General features: G+C 44.5%; 18 protein-coding genes and 1 tRNA gene. 3 read left to right on the top strand and 16 right to left on the bottom strand.

Annotated elements, in window-relative coordinates; translation table 11 throughout:
• Window positions 1-25 precede the first annotated feature (25 nt).
• The 6 genes from DCO17_RS00690 to petA all read right to left on the bottom strand — a co-directional run bounded on the left by DCO17_RS00690 (window position 26) and on the right by petA (window position 4,072).
• Window positions 26-101, bottom strand: a tRNA-Thr gene (locus tag DCO17_RS00690).
• Window positions 102-118: 17 nt separating this feature from the next.
• Window positions 119-526 (bottom strand): ClpXP protease specificity-enhancing factor, encoded by a 408-nt coding sequence (locus tag DCO17_RS00685; RefSeq protein WP_173954912.1) that lies wholly within the window; start codon window positions 524-526, stop codon window positions 119-121.
• Between the two features lie 26 nt (window positions 527-552).
• On the bottom strand, window positions 553-1,164 hold the full coding sequence (locus DCO17_RS00680; protein WP_173954911.1) for a glutathione S-transferase N-terminal domain-containing protein: 612 nt from the start codon (window positions 1,162-1,164) through the stop codon (window positions 553-555).
• Between the two features lie 89 nt (window positions 1,165-1,253).
• Window positions 1,254-2,027 (bottom strand): cytochrome c1, encoded by a 774-nt coding sequence (locus DCO17_RS00675; RefSeq protein ID WP_173954910.1) that lies wholly within the window; start codon window positions 2,025-2,027, stop codon window positions 1,254-1,256.
• 31 nt (window positions 2,028-2,058) lie between these two features.
• Window positions 2,059-3,459, bottom strand: a complete 1,401-nt coding sequence (locus DCO17_RS00670; protein ID WP_173954909.1) for a cytochrome b — start codon at window positions 3,457-3,459, stop codon at window positions 2,059-2,061.
• A gap of 10 nt (window positions 3,460-3,469) precedes the next feature.
• Complete coding sequence (petA, locus tag DCO17_RS00665) at window positions 3,470-4,072, bottom strand: ubiquinol-cytochrome c reductase iron-sulfur subunit (protein ID WP_173954908.1); 603 nt, start codon at window positions 4,070-4,072, stop codon at window positions 3,470-3,472.
• 137 nt (window positions 4,073-4,209) lie between these two features.
• Here petA and mscL point away from each other — a divergent pair, with 137 nt between their 5' ends.
• Window positions 4,210-4,632 carry a large conductance mechanosensitive channel protein MscL gene (gene mscL / locus DCO17_RS00660; protein ID WP_173954907.1) on the top strand — a complete coding sequence of 141 codons (423 nt, stop codon included), beginning with the start codon at window positions 4,210-4,212 and terminating at the stop codon, window positions 4,630-4,632.
• 135 nt (window positions 4,633-4,767) lie between these two features.
• Complete coding sequence (locus tag DCO17_RS00655) at window positions 4,768-6,822, top strand: tetratricopeptide repeat protein (protein WP_173954906.1); 2,055 nt, start codon at window positions 4,768-4,770, stop codon at window positions 6,820-6,822.
• A 156-nt stretch (window positions 6,823-6,978) separates the two neighbouring features.
• On the opposite strand, the gene DCO17_RS00650 is transcribed toward DCO17_RS00655, so the two are convergent.
• On the bottom strand, window positions 6,979-8,355 hold the full coding sequence (locus tag DCO17_RS00650; RefSeq protein ID WP_173954905.1) for a porin: 1,377 nt from the start codon (window positions 8,353-8,355) through the stop codon (window positions 6,979-6,981).
• A gap of 208 nt (window positions 8,356-8,563) precedes the next feature.
• On the opposite strand from DCO17_RS00650, the gene DCO17_RS00645 reads away from it, so the two are divergent.
• Window positions 8,564-10,027: a tetratricopeptide repeat protein gene (locus DCO17_RS00645; protein ID WP_173954904.1), complete on the top strand. Its 1,464-nt coding sequence runs from the start codon at window positions 8,564-8,566 to the stop codon at window positions 10,025-10,027.
• A gap of 5 nt (window positions 10,028-10,032) precedes the next feature.
• Here DCO17_RS00645 and tatC read toward each other — a convergent pair whose 3' ends face one another.
• Genes tatC through hisH form a run of 9 tightly spaced genes read right to left on the bottom strand, consistent with a single transcriptional unit; the run spans window position 10,033 to window position 15,102 of the window.
• Window positions 10,033-10,806, bottom strand: coding sequence for a twin-arginine translocase subunit TatC (tatC, locus tag DCO17_RS00640; protein WP_173954903.1), 774 nt, complete (start codon window positions 10,804-10,806; stop codon window positions 10,033-10,035).
• 11 nt (window positions 10,807-10,817) lie between these two features.
• Window positions 10,818-11,294 carry a Sec-independent protein translocase protein TatB gene (gene tatB, locus DCO17_RS00635; RefSeq protein ID WP_173954902.1) on the bottom strand — a complete coding sequence of 159 codons (477 nt, stop codon included), beginning with the start codon at window positions 11,292-11,294 and terminating at the stop codon, window positions 10,818-10,820.
• 54 nt (window positions 11,295-11,348) lie between these two features.
• A complete protein-coding gene (gene tatA / locus DCO17_RS00630; RefSeq protein WP_173954901.1) occupies window positions 11,349-11,570 on the bottom strand; it encodes a Sec-independent protein translocase subunit TatA in 222 nt (73 codons plus the stop codon).
• Window positions 11,571-11,608: 38 nt separating this feature from the next.
• On the bottom strand, window positions 11,609-11,965 hold the full coding sequence (locus tag DCO17_RS00625) for a histidine triad nucleotide-binding protein (protein ID WP_173954900.1): 357 nt from the start codon (window positions 11,963-11,965) through the stop codon (window positions 11,609-11,611).
• Between the two features lie 15 nt (window positions 11,966-11,980).
• Window positions 11,981-12,382 carry a phosphoribosyl-ATP diphosphatase gene (locus tag DCO17_RS00620; RefSeq protein ID WP_173954899.1) on the bottom strand — a complete coding sequence of 134 codons (402 nt, stop codon included), beginning with the start codon at window positions 12,380-12,382 and terminating at the stop codon, window positions 11,981-11,983.
• 47 nt (window positions 12,383-12,429) lie between these two features.
• Window positions 12,430-12,846, bottom strand: a complete 417-nt coding sequence (gene hisI, locus DCO17_RS00615) for a phosphoribosyl-AMP cyclohydrolase (RefSeq protein ID WP_173954898.1) — start codon at window positions 12,844-12,846, stop codon at window positions 12,430-12,432.
• Window positions 12,847-12,896: 50 nt separating this feature from the next.
• Entirely contained in the window at window positions 12,897-13,655 is a 759-nt protein-coding gene (hisF, locus tag DCO17_RS00610) for an imidazole glycerol phosphate synthase subunit HisF (protein WP_173954897.1), read from the bottom strand.
• Window positions 13,655-14,416, bottom strand: a complete 762-nt coding sequence (hisA, locus tag DCO17_RS00605; RefSeq protein ID WP_173954896.1) for a 1-(5-phosphoribosyl)-5-[(5-phosphoribosylamino)methylideneamino]imidazole-4-carboxamide isomerase — start codon at window positions 14,414-14,416, stop codon at window positions 13,655-13,657. The genes hisF and hisA overlap by 1 nt, the downstream gene beginning before the upstream one ends.
• 29 nt (window positions 14,417-14,445) lie before the next feature.
• The gene (hisH, locus tag DCO17_RS00600) at window positions 14,446-15,102 is read right to left on the bottom strand and encodes an imidazole glycerol phosphate synthase subunit HisH (RefSeq protein WP_173954895.1); all 657 of its coding nucleotides are present in this window, start codon (window positions 15,100-15,102) and stop codon (window positions 14,446-14,448) included.
• Window positions 15,103-15,128: the final 26 nt, after the last annotated feature.

Below are 15,128 nucleotides of genomic sequence, written 5' to 3'. Positions count from 1 at the left end.
TAAGTTCTATTAGAAGGTTTGAATTTGGTGCCCCTTGTCCGACTCGAACAGACCACCTACTGATTACAAATCAGTTGCTCTACCAGATGAGCTAAAGGGGCACGGATGATATTTTAACCTACTTCACAATCCTTAAGGATGGTTTTGCAGATTTTGGTTTTTCTGGCGCCTCATCAGAGCTATCTGCCACGTGTAAATCACGGGCCTGAGAAGGGTCAAACGGGAATGACATGCCTTGACCGTTCTCACGTGCATAGATAGCAAGAACATGGCTTACTGGCACCATGATTTTTCTAGGTATTCCACCAAACCTTGCCTGAAAGCTAATCCAGTCATTCTCTAGCTGAAGCTGATGACAGGCTTCCAGCGAGAGGTTTAGAACGATCTCATTATTTTTGACGTATTCCATAGGCACCTCCACCCCAGCATCTACAAATACAGCGATAAAGGGCGTAAAACCAAAATCCGTACACCACTGATGTAGCGCACGGATTAGATAGGGTTTGTTGCTAGGAATGTCAGACATACTGACTGTAACAGCCGCTGAACTTACTAGCGGCGCATTACTTTTTCTGAAGGGGTTAATGCCTCAATATAAGCAGGTCTACTGAAAATACGTTCTGCGTATTTCAATAGAGGTGCCGCATTACGTGAGAGATCAATTCCATAATGCTCTAAACGCCACAACAATGGGGCAATTGCAACGTCCAACATCGAGAACTCATCACCCAACATGTATTTGTTCTTCACAAAAATGGGCGCCAATTGCGTCAAGCGATCACGAATAGCCAAGCGCGCTTTATCGTGCGTCTTCTCAGCAGCTTTACCTTTTTCATTTTCGAGGGCAGCTACATGAACAAATAACTCTTTCTCAAAATTAAAAAGGAAGAGGCGTGCACGCGCACGAGCTACGGGATCAGGCGGCATCAACTGCGGATGAGGGAAGCGCTCATCAATGTACTCATTGATGATATTTGATTCATACAGAATTAAATCGCGCTCGACCAAGATGGGAACTTGGCCATATGGGTTCATCACAGAGATATCTTCTGGCTTGTTGAATAAATCAACATCGCGGATCTCAAAATCCATGCCTTTTTCGAAAAGCACCAAACGGCAGCGTTGCGAGAATGGGCAATTAGTACCCGAGTACAACACCATCATAAATTTATTTCCTTAAATTTCTACTTCAATACAACAAATAACACCGATTTACTAGTTGGGTGAGGTTCTCAGAACCTCAGCCCAAACTATTAGTGAATATCTTTCCAGTAGGCCTTATTTAAACGCCAGGCTAAGATTGTAAAGATTGCTAAGAACAAGAGAACCACAACACCAAGACGCTTACGCTCTAACTGCACTGGCTCAGCCATCCAAGACATAAATGCAACTAAATCAGCAACGTTATCATCATATTCTTGTGGCTTCATAGTACCTGGAGTGAGTTGTTCAAACCCAACAAATACCTTCTCCATTCTGCCTTCATCATGCGGATCTTTGTGCTCTTCAAACTTAGCAGCACGCTCACCCTGTAATTGCCATAAGACATGCGGCATGCCTACGCTTGGATAAACCAAGTTATTCCAGCCAGTTTGAGTTGTATCGTCTTTATAGAAAGTACGCAGATAGGTGTACAACCAATCTGTTCCACGAGCACGCGCCTCAACGGATAAATCCGGAGGGTTCTTTCCAAAGAATGCCTTGCCTTCTTTTGGCGTCATTGAAATGGTCATCAAATCACCAACCTTGGCATCATTCAAAATCAAATTGTCTTTGATCTGCTGATCGGTCAGGCCGATATCGCGCAAACGGTTATAGCGCATGCTAGAAGCAGCATGGCAATTTAAGCAATAGTTCACGAACAACTTGGCGCCATTTTGTAATGAAGCATTACTGCTAACGCGCTCTGGTGCTTTATCCAGGGGAAATCCGCCTTCATTTGCACTGACATTCATACCAAAACCAAGGGCGGCAACCACTACAGTTGCTTGGCAAAGACCCATCAAAGTTTGCAGAATTCGTTTCATACTAGTTCCTAATTTTTCTCTGGATTCTCGATTAATGGGACTTAAAAGTAACGCGAGTTGGAACCGGCTTGAATGTACCAAGCTTGCTCCAAAACGGCATTGCCAAGAAGAAGCCCAGATAGTAAATCGTACAAATCTGAGAAATCTTTTCAAATACTGGTGATGGTGGCTGAATTCCTAAGTAACCCAAGATCACAAAGCTCACCACAAATACGCCATAGATATATTTATGGAATTGTGGGCGATAGCGAATCGATTTCACAGGAGATTGATCTAGCCAAGGTAAGAAGAACATGATCACAACTGAACCGCCCATGATCACAACACCCCAGAACTTCGCATCAAATAAGTAGAATCCACCAGCCAATACAAGAGCGATAGCAGCACATACGCCTTTGAACTTAATATCTTTAGTGCTTTTCGCAAACATTCCCAAGATTACCGCCAAGAAAATCCACAATGGCAATAAGAAGTTTGTTGTAGTTGCACGCAACATTGAATAGAAAGGTGTGAAATACCAAACTGGAGCAATGTGCGGAGGCGTTTGCAATGGATTCGCTGGAATGAAGTTATTTGCCTCAAGGAAGTAACCACCCATCTCAGGAGCAAAGAATACGATGCAAGCGAATACCATCAAGAACACACCCAAACCAAACACATCGTGCACGGTGTAATAAGGATGGAATGGAATACCGTCAACTGGATGGCCATTTGCATCAAGGTTTTCTTTGATTTCTACGCCATCGGGGTTATTTGAGCCAACTTCATGCAAGGCAATAATGTGGGCAGCAACTAGGCCAATCAATACCAATGGGATTGCGATCACGTGGAATGCAAAGAAGCGATTGAGCGTTGCATCACCAACAACATAATCGCCACGCAACCACAATGAAAGATCTGGTCCGATAAATGGGATTGCGGAGAACAAGTTCACAATCACTTGAGCGCCCCAATAAGACATCTGACCCCATGGAAGCAAGTAACCGAAGAAAGCCTCGCCCATTAAGCACAAGAAAATCGCGCAACCGAAAATCCAAATTAACTCACGTGGCTTGCGATAAGAACCGTAGATCAGACCACGGAACATATGCAAATAGACCACCACGAAGAACATTGAAGCGCCAGTGGAGTGCAAATAGCGAATTAACCAACCCCACGGCACTTCGCGCATGATGTATTCAACTGACTCAAACGCTTTTGCAGCATCTGGTTTGTAGTTCATTACCAAGAAAATGCCGGTAATAATCTGCAAAGCCAAAACCACAATGGCTAAAGAGCCAAAAAAGTACCAAAAATTAAGGTTTTTAGGGGCGTAATACTCAGTTAAGTGGGCCTTAATTGAGGATGTAAGCGGGAAACGAGAATCAACCCAGGCCAACACCTTTTGAGCTACTGGAGCATTGGCTGGAACTTGTTTTTCTTGAAATGCCATTTATCTCTCCTTAGGCCTTCTTATCTTCGCCAATCAGAATCTTGGTATCGCTCAAATACATATGTGGCGGCACTTCAAGGTTATCTGGAGCTGGTTTGTTCTTATATACACGGCCTGCCATGTCAAAAGTTGATCCATGGCATGGGCAAAGGAAGCCGCCCGGCCATGTGCTTGGCAATGACGGCTGAGCGCCTGCCTCAAATTTGGCTGATGGGGAGCATCCCAAATGCGTACAAATACCCACCACTACCAAGTACTCAGGCTTGATAGAACGCCACTGGTTCTGCGCATACGGAGGGGTGAACTGAGACGGATCACGCAAAGAATTTGGATCAGCTAATTCGCCATCCAATTTAGAGAGTTCAGCTACCTGCTCAGGCGTACGGCGCACCACCCAAACTGGCTTACCGCGCCACTCCACAGTACGCATCTCATCAGGCTTCATGCCCGTAATATCGATCTCAACAGCTGCGCCAGCGGCTTTTGCGCGCTCAGAAGGCTCAAAACTGTCCACAAAAGGGTAAAGGGCTGCTGCTGCGCCTACGCCTCCAACTGCGGAAGTGGCGATCAGCCAATTACGGCGATCCTTGTCCATACAGGGCTTGTCACTCATTTACAAAATTCCTAGAAAGGGTATTTATGGGTGGAAATTGCTTAAAGCTAGGATTTTAAAGTAAAAAGTGGGGTAAGCAAGAAAGTTATAGGGCTAATCTCGGGTTAACCTGTATTTAGACAAAAATGGGGGTTTTTATGGCGGTTTTAAAGGAATTTCGGGACTTTGCGGTCAAGGGCAACGTGATTGACCTGGCAGTCGGTGTCATTATTGGTGGTGCATTTGGGAAAATTGTGGATTCTCTGGTCAATGACATAGTGATGCCAGTCATTTCCTCCCTACTAGGGGGTCGCATTGACTTCACAAACCTTTTTGTCGTCCTGGGACATATTCCAGAAGGTGTACCTAGAACTTTTGATGCCCTAAAAAAGGCTGGGGTTCCCATTTTTGCCTATGGCAACTTCATCACAATCTCTATCAATTTCATTCTTCTGGCTTTTGTCATTTTTCAAATGGTCAAAGTGGTTAACAAAATCAGATTAGTTGATGCACCACCGCCTCCACCAACTCCAGAAGATATTGTTTTACTCAGAGAAATTCGTGATAGCTTGCAAAAATAAATCTGTCTAATTTTAAAAAGCCCCGAACCACAAAAACTCAGCGCCCAGTAACGCTGGTATGGGAAAATTCTTATAAAAATACATGTGACAATTAGCAAGAAGCCTGTCACATGTATTGATTCTTCAAAGTAAAAGATGACCCCACAAATTGCCTTCTTAATTAATCAAGCACTACAAAGTCTTTCTGTGGGAAATTTCAAAACTGCCGAGCTTTATCTGGGGCAGGCGCTCAAACTGAATCCCAAGAATACGCACACCTTAAGATTTCTAGGGGTCGTTGCAGCACAACAAAACCAATGGGAGAAGGCCTTAGATTTTTTAAATAGATCGATTAAAGCGGATCCCAAAAATGCAATTGCTTATAGCAATATTGGAAATGTTTTTTTGGGACTCAAAGAATATTCAAGCGCCATTACAAATTACGAAAAAGCTCTCACCTTAAATCCTAACGATGCTGAAGCGTGGTCAAACAAAGGCAATGCTCTTGCAACTCTCAAACGCTATGATGAAGCTCTCGAGCAATATGATCGCGCTTTAGCACTTAACCCCCAATATGCAGAAGCGTGGTCAAACAAAGGCAATGCTCTTGCAACTCTCAAACGCTATGATGAAGCTCTCGAGCAATATGATCGCGCTTTAGCACTTAACCCCCAATATGCAGAAGCGTGGTCAAACAAAGGCAATGCTCTAAACGAAATAAAAAATTTCGAGCAAGCTTTAAGCGCATATCAACAATCCATAGTCATAAACCCATACCAGGCAGATGTATGGTCTGGCGTCGGCAACTCGCTGACCGAATTAAAAAATTATGAAGCCGCAATGGCTGCTTATGAAAAAGCCATCTCGCTTGACCCTCAATATGCTGAAGCATGGTCAAACAAAGGAAATCTACTGGGTCAACTAAAAAGATATAAGGAAGCTCTAGCATGCTGCAAACAAGCTCTAGATATAGATGAGGGCTATGTACCAGCCTGGTCTAATCAGGCCTCATATCAAGCAGAAATGCAAGACCATATTTCAGCTTTGGATAGCGCAAACAAAGCCCTCTCCCTTGACGCCAGCTATGCCAAAGCGTGGTTGAATAAGGGGAGCGCACTGAATAACTTATCTCAATATGCGGATGCTATTGCTTGCTTTGATAGAGCCATAGAGTTACGCCCAGATTATGCCGATGCTTGGGCCAATAAAGGAGTTGCTCTTTATGATTTATTGCAACTGGATGAGTCCATCCAATGCTGCAATAAAGCCATTGAAATAGAGCCGGGCCACATAGAGGCCCACTGGACTAAATCATTTTCCCAGTTAATGCTGGGTAATTTTGATGAGGGTTGGAGCAACTACGAATATCGCTGGAATAGAAAAGATGCAGATCAGCACCCCCACTCTCGCATTACCCCGCTGACATCTTTAGCTAATTTAAGCGGCAAAAAGATACTCATCTGGCCAGAACAAGGCTATGGCGATATTCTGCAATTTGCAAGATACATTCCCAAGCTGGCCAACATGGGTGCTGATGTTTATTTTGAAGTCCAGGAGGCTTTAGCCCCCCTATTTCAAGGCCAATACCCTTGTAATGTCATCATCAAGGGATCGGACACTCAAGAGATTGATTTTCAGTTGCCATTAGCAAGCCTGCCGCTTCTGTTTAAGACAAATTTAAATTCCATTCCAACCGATGTTCCCTACATTCAAGTCAATCCCAGCAAAATTGCAGAATGGAAAAATAAACTGCCGCTATCCAAGGAAAAACTCAATATTGGTATTGCCTGCTCTGGCAATATTAATTTTGACCTAAAACACGGTAATAAACGTCCCATCCCTTTGGCATATTTTTCGGAGTTGGCAAAACAACATAACCTATTCTTAATCCAAAAAGAAATTCGAGAATCCGATCAAGAGACTTTGCAAAATCTCGACATGATTCACCCCTTAGGTGAACTCATCAACAACTTTGAAGATACAGCCGCCATTGTTGAAAACATGGATCTCATTATTAGCATCGATACCTCGCTAGTCCATTTGGCTGGAGCCCTAGGGAAAAAGGTACTAGTACTACTTTCTTGGTGCCCAGACTGGAGATGGCTGGCAAAGGGATCAACCAATCCATGGTATCCATCGGCTACCGTCATTAGGCAGCCATCGGCTGGAGATTGGGAAGCTGTGATGAGAGATGTAAAGGCGCTTGTTTAGAGGTCTACCTTAAACGCAGCTCACCTAGGTTTAGCTGTCGCTATTTTATGGGTTGTGTTTTTATTCACACTTGAAATGCAAAAGAAAAAACCCACCGCTTGCGCAGTGGGTTCAATGCTTTCAAACTAATTTATGCTAGCTGACGCTAGCGTTAAATTAGAAAGTATGACGTACGCCAATAGCGTAGTTGTTAGCATTTGCACTGTAGTTACCATTAGTTGCGCCACTACCGCTTGCGCCACCGTTAGTAATAGTTACAGTAGAAGTATTAAATCCACCGTAGATTGCATACAAGTTTGTACGCTTGCTCAACCAGTAGTTTGAACCCAACTGATAACCAGTGAAGTTAGCTGTTGGAGAGCTAGCACCATAAGCATTGTAACGGCCGTTACCAGCAGATGCCCAAGCTTCGATTGTTGGAGTAATGAAGCTACGTACACCAATTTGCTGTGCGTTACGCTTTACGTAGTTTGTAGAAATTTCTTGTGAAGAAACTTTACGGGTAGCCCACTGAGCGTATGCCTTCAAAATACCGAAGTCATAAGTTGCGCCAACATAGCCTTGGTTATCTTGAACGTTTGTGCCGCCACTTGATTGGTTCCAGGCTACAGGAGCACCAACTGCTGTAATTGTAGAGCTAATGTTAGCAGCGGAAGAGCTATAGTTTTTAGCAGCGTAGCTCCAAGTATCCTGGATAGGATTCTTAGAAGTAAATGCTTGATAGTTGGCAGTTACCAACAACTTTTGCCACTCATAGTTAACGCCTAAGCCCCAACCGCTTTGGTTATTAAGACCACCGTAGTAACCAGTGTTAGTACCAGCGTTCACACCACTTGATGTGCTGTTAGTGTTAGAAACTTGTGTTGAGTTTGTGTTGTTAGCAACTAAAACACCAGTTACTGTGAAACCAGCCAATCGATCAGACTGCAACTTCAACATGTTGTTTGTACGAACAGTGTAGTTATCAGTAGAGTTTGCTAATGTTTGTACTGGAGCAAGCTTAGTATCAAAACCAGAAGCAGCGCCGTAAATTACGTTACCCATTACTTGGTTTTGCTGACCTGGATCAGTTGCGCCAACTGCTGTATGGATTGGAGTGTACTGAGTACCAATAGAAGCGGCACCGATACCATTTTTCTTCAAGCCAACGAATGTCTGACGGTTTTGTGTAGCGCCAGTGTTAATTGTTTGCTCGCTCTGTGGTGTCAAGCCCAATTCGATAGTGAAGAATGCAGAAGCACCGCCACCCAAATCTTCAGTACCCTTGAAACCGAGACGGTTAGTTTGCTGAGCGCCAGCACCGAATTGGTTACCAGTAGTAGAAAGTTGACCGTTAGAGCCAGATCTTACAACGGCTGGAGTGATCCCAGGTGTAGCCACTGTTGTAGCTGAAGTAACTGCTGGTGCTAGAACCTTAGTGTTCTCACCGATGTAACCAACGTCCAAGATACCGTAAACGGTTACGCTGGACTGAGCTTGAGCGGCACCAGCAATAGCTGACAACGCTGCAACTGCGAATAGCGATTTTTTCATTCTTTAAATCTCCATAAATTGAAAGTAATGCCCGAATAAAACTGGGACCTATGAATTTTCCGTCTTTTGCCTAGCTAGACTGGGGGTGCGGGTATTTAGGACCTCTTTTTGCTTGTCAAAAGGCAGTTTTTTGGTTTTCTTCGTTGTATCAGGGCAACAAGACCTTTGTTTTCCGCCTTTTTTGAGCCTGGAATGCCAAAATTGTCATATGGCAAGTCGCGAATTCTTAAAAATCCTCAGTTCCGCTCGTTTAGGTGATGTATCTGCGCAACAAAAATTAGCTCAAGCCTACCTCACTGGTGCATTTAAAACCCCCATACAACCAGCTAATGCCTTGATTTGGCTGGAAAAATCTTTTTTATCTCTGCAAACTCAAGCTCTGGAGGATGCAAGCTCTGGCGCTCAAGAACTTTCCAACATTCTGGGTCAAATTGCCAACATTCCACTGGTAGAGACCTTTAACTCTCCAGCATTTGCCTTTGGTTGGGAATCGATCTGGCAACTAGCACAAGCGGATATAGGTACTAATGTTACTTTTGCAGCCAAGTGGCAACTTGTCGAGTTTTTGATCAATCCTAAGAATCAAGAAACGCAATCGCAATTGATTGATTGGCTCAAAAAAAGAATTTCCCATAATCCCTCCTCTCAGCCCCCTCATCTTTCCAACCCTGATTTAAGCGCTCTTCAGAAAATTGCAATGCAGTTTTTGCAAGAGCTTGCGAAGGAGGGATCTCCTTTTGCGCAACAAGCCAAAGAATTACTGACTCAGTTGCAACCGAAGAACGAAACACTTTCTTCATTATGGATCGCCTGGTTAGACGAAGAGAATGAAGAAGCATTGATCAAAGCAGCCGAACTAGGTCTTACCGCTGCAAAATTGGCGCTTGGATTGCGTCTTGCGCAACTGGACGGAAGTGGTGACATTAAATCGAATGCCTCCCTTAAAAAAGCTGCACACTGGTTGGAGCTCGCTGCAAAAGATGGGGATCGCGACGCTTGGTATGCGCTTGGTGAAATTTATCGACGCCCGCAATTTTCTGGATACAACGCTCAAGAGAGTGATCGTTGCTTTGATCGGGCTGCAGACCTTGGTCATGCGCAAGCCCAGTTTCGTAAAGGGGCTAATCTTTGGCGCAAGCGCGAAAAGATCGCTGAGAATGTTCGCGGGCTACAAGCTTCATATTGGATTTGGCAAGCGCACCAACAAGGCATTCCTGAAGCGAAAGAACTGCTGGGCAAAATTTTGGTTAGCTGCCCCCACCCAAAGAAGAATGATTGGCATGATCTCGCTCAATATGCCGATCAAGCAATCAATCACCATGCCGAACATAAGCTAGACGAAGATTGGCTTTTACTGTGCCATCGTATCGTGATTGCAAATCAATTTAACTTTAGTAAAGCAGAGCTATTGCTCTGCGAAGTTGGCCAACTCCAACATGAACATTGTGTTGTTGTAGATGTTCGCTGGGAGCTGCCAAAGATACTGCCAAGACTGATTCAAATTGAGACGATTCAGCAACGCCGTGCGCTTCTAGCTGCTGGCAAAATTTTTGCAGGCGCCGCTTTGGATGCAGAGGGAAATTTGCGCCAAAGACGTTATCGCTTTGATCAAGTAAGCAATTGGCTAGCGAACACCTTCTCCAAAAACCAAGCTGAAACCGAAGCTACCTAGGCGGCCTAGTTAACCGCACTACCGTCATCTTTATTTGGCTTGGGTACATAGAAGCGGGCAACCAACAAACCCAGCTCATAAAGCAATGTCATAGGCACTGCCAGCAGCAATTGAGATAGGACATCTGGCGGAGTAACGACTGCCGAAATAACAAAAGCACCAACAATCACATATGGACGAATCTCTTTTAACTTTGCCAAAGGAACCATGCCCATGCGTACCAATACCACTACGACCACTGGCACCTCGAAGGTAATCCCAAAAGCCAAGAAAGTAGTCATTGCAAAACTGAGGTAGTTATCAATGTCAGTAGACATTTCCGCGCCTAACGGTGCGTTATAGCTAGCCATGAATTTAAAGACTGTTGGAAAAACCAAGAAATACGCAAATGCCATTCCAACGATAAAGAGCGTATAACTACTCACCACCAAAGGCAGTATGAGTTTTTTTTCATGCAGATATAGTCCAGGGGCAATAAAAGCCCATAACTGATACATCACCACCGGCAAAGCGATCAAGAATGCCACCAACATCGTCACCTTCATTGGTACAAAGAAGGAACCCGTAACGTCAGTGACAATCATTTTTCCGCCAGCCGGTAATGCCTGCAGCAATGGCTGCGCAAAAAGATGAAAAATATCTGGCGCCCAATAAACCAAGCAAACGAACACGACAATAATTGCCAACACGGCCTTAATAACTCGATCGCGCAACTCAAATAAATGTGAAAGAAAAGATTCCTGCAATCCTGAATCTTCAGAAGAATGGTTTTCTGTCATGCGAATATTTATTATTTACCAACGCTGTGATGAAAGCGCTTCATTCTGGCTGCACCTGATTGCACGCGAGTGCGTATTCCTGAACTACGCTTGAACCACAATGGCCTCACTGCACGTCTCACACCCCAACTATTGCGTCCTTGCCGTTTAGATTTGCGAAGCACCTCTTTTTCATCTAAAGGGGGCTTTTCAAAACTGGTCTCAAAAATGTCCGCTTGATCTGTCAAATTAGCATTAGCTTCGTTTGCAACGGAATGAATGCTGTTTTCAACTTCTTTTAAAGCTGAGGCACTCTCTTCGCGGAATTTTTTAAACTCCTCCATCTCCATCTGTCGATTCACTTCCGACTTGACGTCTGCCATGTAGCGTTGAGCACGTCCAAATAAGTTACCGGCCATGCGAGCGACTTTAGGCAAACGCTCTGGGCCAACCACTACCAGAGCAACTACTGCTATTAACGCAAGTTTTGAAACCCCTAAATCAATCATTTATCGCAATCAATAGGCTAGTAGGAGTTTCAATTAACGCGATATGTCTAGAGATTATTTATTTACGTCTTTAGCTTGCACATCAACGGTTTTGTCCGTATTGCCAGAGCTTTGCGAAATCTGCTCTTTTGTCTCCTCGCCAGATTTCATGCCGTCTTTAAAACCTTTAACAGCACCACCCAAGTCTTGGCCAATGTTGCGCAATTTTTTAGTACCAAATACCAACATCACGATCACCAAAACAATTAACCAATGCCAAATGCTAAATGAACCCATCTTTAATCTCCTTGCAATTCTTGAATTTCTTTATTGCCTTACTTCTTCCATGGCCGGGGTCCGCCCATCACATGCAAGTGCAAGTGATAAACCTCTTGACCACCATCAGCCCCGTTATTCACCATCAATCTAAAGCCCCCATCCTTACCGGGGCGACAACCCTGCTCTTTAGCAAGACGGGGGGCTAATTCCATCATTCTACCCAGCAAAGGAGCATCCGCGCTTTCCGCTGACTCCAACATCGGAATATGTTTTTTGGGAATCATTAAGAAGTGCACCGGTGCTGCTGGGTTGATATCTTTAAATGCGTAAATCTCTTCATCCTCATATACCTTCGCAGATGGAATCAATCCTTGCGAAATTTTGCAAAACAGGCAATTTGGATCGTGACTCATACTTATACTCTTGACTTACTCTTTATTCGCCGCTTTTCTAGCGGCCTTCTCTTCAATTCCTGAAGTTCCTAAACGACGATCCAGCTCGGCAATCACATCTTCTGGACGCAATTCGAATTGAGAAAGCGCGATCAAACAGTGAAACCACAAGTCAGCCATTTCACCTACAAAGAGTTTCTTCTGCTCAGAAGATAGGCTCGAACTACGAACATCTTTGGCAGCCATCACAGCCTCTGTTGCTTCTTCACCAATCTTTTTTAAGATCCCGTTATCACCTTTAGAAAACAACAAGGCGGTATAGGACGTTTTAGGATCAGCCGTGCCAGCCTTAAAAGCATCTCTACGCTGATCTACCACATCAGCTAAATGCGCCAATGCAGAATCTAAATTAGAAAGTTTATTTGCAGTGCTGCTCATGAGCTTATTTTATGTCTTTTATTATGTTGATATCTCATCAAATACTTTTACATTGATTCATCAACCCAGGCAGACTTGGATGAATCCCAGCGCTGGAAAAAGCAACTGTGCTGACCAGTATGACAAGCAATACCATCTTTTTGTTCAACAATTAGCAAAATCGTATCCCCATCGCAGTCCAGACGAATCTCTTTCACTTTCTGAGTATGACCAGATTCTTCACCCTTGTGCCACAACTTTTGCCTTGAACGAGTCCAATACACCGCTTCACCCAAACGCAAGGTCTCTAATAGAGCGTCGCGATTCATCCAGGCCATCATCAAAATATCGCTACTGCCAAACTCTTGTGCAATAACGGGCACCAAGCCTTGCTCATTCCAGGCAACGGCGTCTAACCATGGACCAGCTTGAATTGATGGAATTGGGGTAAATGGGCTTTTTGGCTTATTTTGGGATTGCGTCATACCTGAACTTTACCGTGAAACCCCTAAATGATGAATAACGCCCAGATAAGCTAAATACGCACCGGGATTCCTTGAGCAGCCATATATTCTTTTGCCTGCCCAACTGTGTACTCACCATAATGAAAGATGCTGGCAGCTAAAACTGCATCTGCATGGCCTTTGGTAATGCCATCGACCAAGTGCTGCAAGTTGCCAACACCACCAGAGGCAATTACAGGAACTGACACAGCATCGCTCACAGCCGCGGTTAAGGCAAGATCAAAACCATCTTTACTGCCATCGCGATTCATGCTGGTTAACAAAATCTCGCCAGCGCCTCTTTTGGCCACTTCACATGCCCACTCAACTACATCTTTGCCAGCAGGCGTCCTACCGCCATGAGTAAAGACTTCCCAATTACCCGCCTCCGTCTGCTTGGCATCAATCGCTACAACAATGCACTGCGAACCATAATATGCAGCAGCATCCGATACCAAATCGGGATTGGCCACAGCAGAGGAATTCATGCTCACCTTATCGGCACCAGCATTGAGTAAACGACGCACATCAGCGACTGTACGTACACCGCCACCAACCGTTAATGGAATAAAAACTTGCGAAGCCACATCCTCAATGATGTGTAAGATTAAATCGCGGCCATCCGATGTCGCAGTGATGTCCAAGAATGTCAGCTCATCAGCGCCTTGTGTGTTGTAACGTTTCGCAATTTCAACTGGATCGCCAGCATCACGCAAACCCACAAAATTAACGCCCTTAACAACTCTTCCCGCAGTCACATCAAGACAAGGAATAATTCGTTTTGTAAGCACTAGATAATTTTCTTTGCGTATTTCAGCGTTAATTCATCAGCATACTTTTGGGCAGCCGCTAAATCTAAATCACCTGAATAGATTGAGCGACCAGCAATCACGCCCATAACGCCCTCTTCTTCAGCCTTACAGAGGGCCTCAATATCTTTATTGTTAGATAGGCCGCCACTAGCAATCACCGGAATTCGGATCGCTTGAGCCAATTTAATCGTAGCGTCAACATTGACGCCTTTAAGCATGCCATCTCGACCGATGTCGGTATAGATGATTGCCTCTACACCCCAATCTTCAAACTTCTTGGCAAGATCAATCACTTCGTGACCCGTAATCTTGCTCCAACCATCTGTAGCGACCTTGCCATCACGAGCATCTAAGCCCACCATGACATGCCCCGGAAATGCAGTGCAAGCATCCTGCACAAAGCCTGGATTTTTTACAGCGGCAGTCCCGATGATTACAGTACTAATGCCGTCATCCAATAGACGTTCGATCGTTTCTAAATCACGTATACCGCCGCCAAGCTGCACTGGAATCTCATCGCCCACTGCTTTCAGAATAGATTTTATTGCTGATTCATTTTTCAACTTGCCAGCAAAAGCACCATTGAGATCAACCAAATGCAAGCGGCGTGCACCCTTGCTAATCCAGTGTGCAGCCATTGCGCCTGGATCTTCAGAGAACACAGTAGCCTTATCCATGTCACCTTGCTCTAGTCGAACGCAGTGCCCATCTTTAAGATCAATTGCAGGAATGAGTAGCATAGTGAGACGCTGAAAAAATAATTAGGTAATTAAGGTTGCCAAGAAACAAAATTTTGATAAAGCTTTAATCCGTATTCTGCACTTTTTTCTGGATGAAATTGTGTTGCAAAAATATTATCCCTTGCGACTGCGGATGTAAACCATGCACCATATTCTGTAGAACCAACGACATCTTCTGCGCGTTGCGGCACAACATAGTAGCTGTGTACAAAGTAAAAGCTTGTTAAATCTGGAATGCCATTCCAAATGGGGTGCTGGCGATCTTGTCGGATTTGATTCCAGCCCATATGGGGAACTTTGTAAGCAGAGCCATCAGCCTGTTTTTTGCCGGCTAATTCAAAGCGACGAACCTCGCCGGATATCAGACCCAAACAAGATGTCCACCGCTCTCCGGGGCGCACTTCTGCACTTCTATCAAACAGCATTTGCTCGCCTACACAGACGCCCAATAAAGGTTTGGATTTCGATGCTTCTAGCAAAGCTTCCAATAGACCGGATTCCTCAAGATGCTTCATGCAATCCGGCATCGCTCCTTGACCTGGCAGTACGACACGATCAGCATTTCGAATTTCTTCTGGCTTACGCGCAATCAATACATTTTCATCTGGAGCCACATGATGAAATGCCTGATATACGGAACGGAGATTGCCCATTCCATAATCAACGATCGCAATGGTTTGCGCCAAAATTAGCCTATCTTTTGCACTGTTCT

This window comes from Polynucleobacter tropicus (assembly GCF_013307225.1).
Lineage (GTDB): Bacteria > Pseudomonadota > Gammaproteobacteria > Burkholderiales > Burkholderiaceae > Polynucleobacter > Polynucleobacter tropicus.
This window is presented reverse-complemented; position numbering and strand designations above follow the sequence as displayed.

Excerpts from the sequence above, each read along its gene's own strand:
- mscL (WP_173954907.1), top strand. The coding sequence starts at position 4,210 with ATGGCGGTTTTAAAGGAATTTCGGGACTTTGCGGTCAAGGGCAACGTG.
- tatA (WP_173954901.1), bottom strand. The coding sequence starts at position 11,570 with ATGGGTTCATTTAGCATTTGGCATTGGTTAATTGTTTTGGTGATCGTG.
- hisI (WP_173954898.1), bottom strand. The coding sequence starts at position 12,846 with ATGACGCAATCCCAAAATAAGCCAAAAAGCCCATTTACCCCAATTCCA.
- DCO17_RS00650 (WP_173954905.1), bottom strand. The coding sequence starts at position 8,355 with ATGAAAAAATCGCTATTCGCAGTTGCAGCGTTGTCAGCTATTGCTGGT.
- DCO17_RS00620 (WP_173954899.1), bottom strand. The coding sequence starts at position 12,382 with ATGAGCAGCACTGCAAATAAACTTTCTAATTTAGATTCTGCATTGGCG.
- DCO17_RS00680 (WP_173954911.1), bottom strand. The coding sequence starts at position 1,164 with ATGATGGTGTTGTACTCGGGTACTAATTGCCCATTCTCGCAACGCTGC.
- DCO17_RS00655 (WP_173954906.1), top strand. The coding sequence starts at position 4,768 with ATGACCCCACAAATTGCCTTCTTAATTAATCAAGCACTACAAAGTCTT.
- DCO17_RS00670 (WP_173954909.1), bottom strand. The coding sequence starts at position 3,459 with ATGGCATTTCAAGAAAAACAAGTTCCAGCCAATGCTCCAGTAGCTCAA.
- tatB (WP_173954902.1), bottom strand. The coding sequence starts at position 11,294 with ATGATTGATTTAGGGGTTTCAAAACTTGCGTTAATAGCAGTAGTTGCT.
- DCO17_RS00625 (WP_173954900.1), bottom strand. The coding sequence starts at position 11,965 with ATGAGTCACGATCCAAATTGCCTGTTTTGCAAAATTTCGCAAGGATTG.
- DCO17_RS00685 (WP_173954912.1), bottom strand. The coding sequence starts at position 526 with ATGTCTGACATTCCTAGCAACAAACCCTATCTAATCCGTGCGCTACAT.
- hisA (WP_173954896.1), bottom strand. The coding sequence starts at position 14,416 with ATGCTACTCATTCCTGCAATTGATCTTAAAGATGGGCACTGCGTTCGA.
- petA (WP_173954908.1), bottom strand. The coding sequence starts at position 4,072 with ATGAGTGACAAGCCCTGTATGGACAAGGATCGCCGTAATTGGCTGATC.
- tatC (WP_173954903.1), bottom strand. The coding sequence starts at position 10,806 with ATGACAGAAAACCATTCTTCTGAAGATTCAGGATTGCAGGAATCTTTT.
- DCO17_RS00645 (WP_173954904.1), top strand. The coding sequence starts at position 8,564 with ATGGCAAGTCGCGAATTCTTAAAAATCCTCAGTTCCGCTCGTTTAGGT.
- DCO17_RS00675 (WP_173954910.1), bottom strand. The coding sequence starts at position 2,027 with ATGAAACGAATTCTGCAAACTTTGATGGGTCTTTGCCAAGCAACTGTA.